The sequence below is a fragment of the Kitasatospora sp. NPDC091257 genome, from assembly GCF_044757675.1.
Classification (GTDB): Bacteria; Actinomycetota; Actinomycetes; order Streptomycetales; family Streptomycetaceae; genus Kitasatospora; species Kitasatospora lactacystinica.
The window spans coordinates 1-2,510 of the sequence record NZ_JBIVVI010001263.1 but is presented as its reverse complement, the minus strand read 5'-3'; the positions used below and the strand labels follow the sequence as shown (position 1 = coordinate 2,510).

Genomic DNA, 2,510 nt, shown 5'->3' with positions numbered 1-2,510 from the left:
GTGTTGGCGAACAGCGATCCGGTTCCGTCGGTGACCGTCTCGAGGGCGAGGTCGCGCAGCGGGGCCCTTGGGTGCCTATGAGGTGGACCGGTCGGGCGCGACGGCTGCCGCCGGCGGCTGGGCATCGACGCTGGTCTGGTGGTGGGCGGCGAAGGCGAGCAGCACGATGACCGGCAGGTGCAGGGCGGTCCACAGCCCGGCGAAGAGGGCGTCGAGCCGGTTCTCGTCCCGCACGGCGGCGTGCCTGGTGCGGGAGGTGTTCAGGGGTGCGCTGTGCTTGGGCATGGGATGCCTGCCTTGGGCAGCGGGTGGGAGGTGCGGACGTTCCCAGTGAACCGCCGGGCCGAAGACCGGATCCGTAGTCGGGCTACGGGCCGTAGTACGGCTACGGGTCAGGCGATTTGTACGCCCGCGCGGGCGGCGAAGTCCCTGACGCCGGGCAGTCGGCGGTCGTGCTGCAGCAGGTCGGTGGCGAGGCCGCGTACAGCCCCCCGCAGCACCTCTTGCGGAGCTGCTTCCTCGGCGGCGAGCAGAGCTTGGTAGCACGGGCCCGGCTTGCCCCACTGGGCGAAGGCACGGGCGACGTCCGTCCAGAACCGGGCCTGGCGCTCGGCGGTCGGCAGCTCGGAGGGGTTGATCGTGCGGGCCAGCTCGATCGCCCGGCCGGCATCGCCCAGCTCGTAGTGCACGGACACCTCGTGCAGGGCGACACCCCGGACGCCGTCCGTCAGCCCGGATGCGCGGCCGGCGGCAGCGCTGTCGACGGCCTCCTGCATCAGGGCGTGGGCGTAGGCGCGGTCGCCCAGCTTCGCCGCGGTGTAGGCGGCAGTGGCGTACAGCTCGGCCAGTACTGCCAGGCGGGCCGTCTGCGAGATGGAGGTGTCGGCGAGCAGGTCTTCGGCGGCGATCACGACGATGTCGGTCGCGCGGGCCAGGCTTCCCTGGCGGCGCCAAGAGCTGGAGACCATCCGCTGGGCTTCGGCGATGACCAGCGGGTCACCGGCCAGGCGGGCGGCGACCAGCGCGCGGTCGGAGGTGACCGCCATGTGGTTGTTGGTGCCGATCTTGATGCACAGCCTGGTGGCGATGTTGTACAGCTGGGCGATGTGGCGGGCCCGTTCCTCCGGTGTGCCGACCGTCTCGGCGGCGGCGATGCGGCCGGGCAGAGCCCGGGCCAGGGACTCGTACTGCGCCTGCCGGAACTCCTGACGCGAGGTCACCAGCGAGGCGGAAACCGCCTGCCGGGTTGCTTCCCTGCGCGGAGCCGGCACCCGGTCAACTCCGTAGAGGAGCAGGTCTTCCAGCCCGTCCAGCGGGGCACTTCCCTCGGCGCGGGCGACCTGCGGGGCTGTGGCGGGGGCGACGAGGGCGGCAGCCGCCATGGTCAGGAACGGGCGGCGTCGCACATCGTCCTCCTCGACATCGCGGGTGTCCGTCAGCGTAGCCGAGGCCGACTTGCGGGCGCGGGATCTCGGCCGATCGGCGGCAGGCTGCGGCAGGGCCGTCAGCTCGCCGAGATCGGTGTCCAGCACCTCGGCGAGGCGCCGCAGCAGCGGCAGGTCCGTGACCCTTTGGATGTCGCGTTCGACCTGGGACATCCAGTCCTCGCTGCGGTTCAGCTCGTGGGCCAGGCGCAGCTGGGTCCAGCTCTTCGCTGTGCGGCGCAGCGCGATGAACTTCCCGAACGTGATGCTGCTGGCCTTCACACTGGCCCCCGGCTTCAGTATTCGTTCCGCTACGGAATGCCACGGTATCGAGTGGTGGCCTTGCCTGTACTCGCTCCCGGGAGATCGGGCTCCCGAACCGGCCTCTGGTGCGACTGCCGTTGCGCGCGGGCATCGGGCAGGCCGAGGGCGGTGGCCTCGGCCTGTCGCGCCGCGGCCCCGCCCAGCGCCTCATCGCCACCGCGCCAGACTCGGCCCGGGCACACCAAGTGCGTTTGGAATGCTGTGGGTTGGCGCTGTCTTCCTGCGGTGCTCGCGGGTGTGGTCCGCTCTGGTTCACGTCCGCTTGGCCGGCGGCACCTCGACGATGCGGCCGAAGGCGGCACCGATGCGCAGCGCGAAGATCGCGTTGCCGTGGGCGTTGGCGAAGCCGCGGCAGATCGCGCCCTTCGTTCCGGGCGGGGCGAGGGCGGGCAGGGTCGAGTGGCAGACGATGTTCCCGTTGGCGGCGAGGGCTTCGGTGGCGAGCTGCCGCACGCGCCCGGGGGCGAGGTGCATCAGGTTGCCCGGGCGGTAGATGCAGGTGTCGCAGAGGCGGGCGAGGATCCGGACTTCTCCCGTGGCGGGGTCGGCGACGGCCGGCGCCGGGTCGTCGTCGGGCTCGGGCTGCGCTTCGCTGTACTTCATGGTGTCCCCCTGCGTGTAGTCGAACGGGCGGTGCGGTCCGGGGTGGGCGCGCGGCGCCCACCCCCCCCCCGGCGCACACGTGTACCCGCCCCGCAGGCGCCCGTGGCGCGTAAGCCCGGGAACGGGAAAGCGGCGGGGTGGGGCAGATGTGTGGGATTC

The 2,510-nt window shown here is 72.2% G+C and carries 3 protein-coding genes; all 3 read right to left on the bottom strand.

Annotated elements, in window-relative coordinates; translation table 11 throughout:
* Positions 1-75: 75 nt before the first annotated feature.
* The 3 genes from ACIQOV_RS37085 to ACIQOV_RS37075 all read right to left on the bottom strand — a co-directional run bounded on the left by ACIQOV_RS37085 (position 76) and on the right by ACIQOV_RS37075 (position 2,351).
* Positions 76-285, bottom strand: a complete 210-nt coding sequence (locus ACIQOV_RS37085) for a hypothetical protein (RefSeq protein ID WP_401055195.1) — start codon at positions 283-285, stop codon at positions 76-78.
* 107 nt (positions 286-392) lie between these two features.
* On the bottom strand, positions 393-1,706 hold the full coding sequence (locus ACIQOV_RS37080; RefSeq protein WP_401055194.1) for a helix-turn-helix domain-containing protein: 1,314 nt from the start codon (positions 1,704-1,706) through the stop codon (positions 393-395).
* Between the two features lie 294 nt (positions 1,707-2,000).
* A complete protein-coding gene (locus tag ACIQOV_RS37075; RefSeq protein ID WP_401055193.1) occupies positions 2,001-2,351 on the bottom strand; it encodes a hypothetical protein in 351 nt (116 codons plus the stop codon).
* Positions 2,352-2,510 lie beyond the last annotated feature (159 nt).

Bases quoted from the DNA above. Each gene is read 5' to 3' on its own strand.
- ACIQOV_RS37085 (WP_401055195.1), bottom strand. From the start codon at position 285: ATGCCCAAGCACAGCGCACCCCTGAACACCTCCCGCACCAGGCACGCC.
- ACIQOV_RS37075 (WP_401055193.1), bottom strand. From the start codon at position 2,351: ATGAAGTACAGCGAAGCGCAGCCCGAGCCCGACGACGACCCGGCGCCG.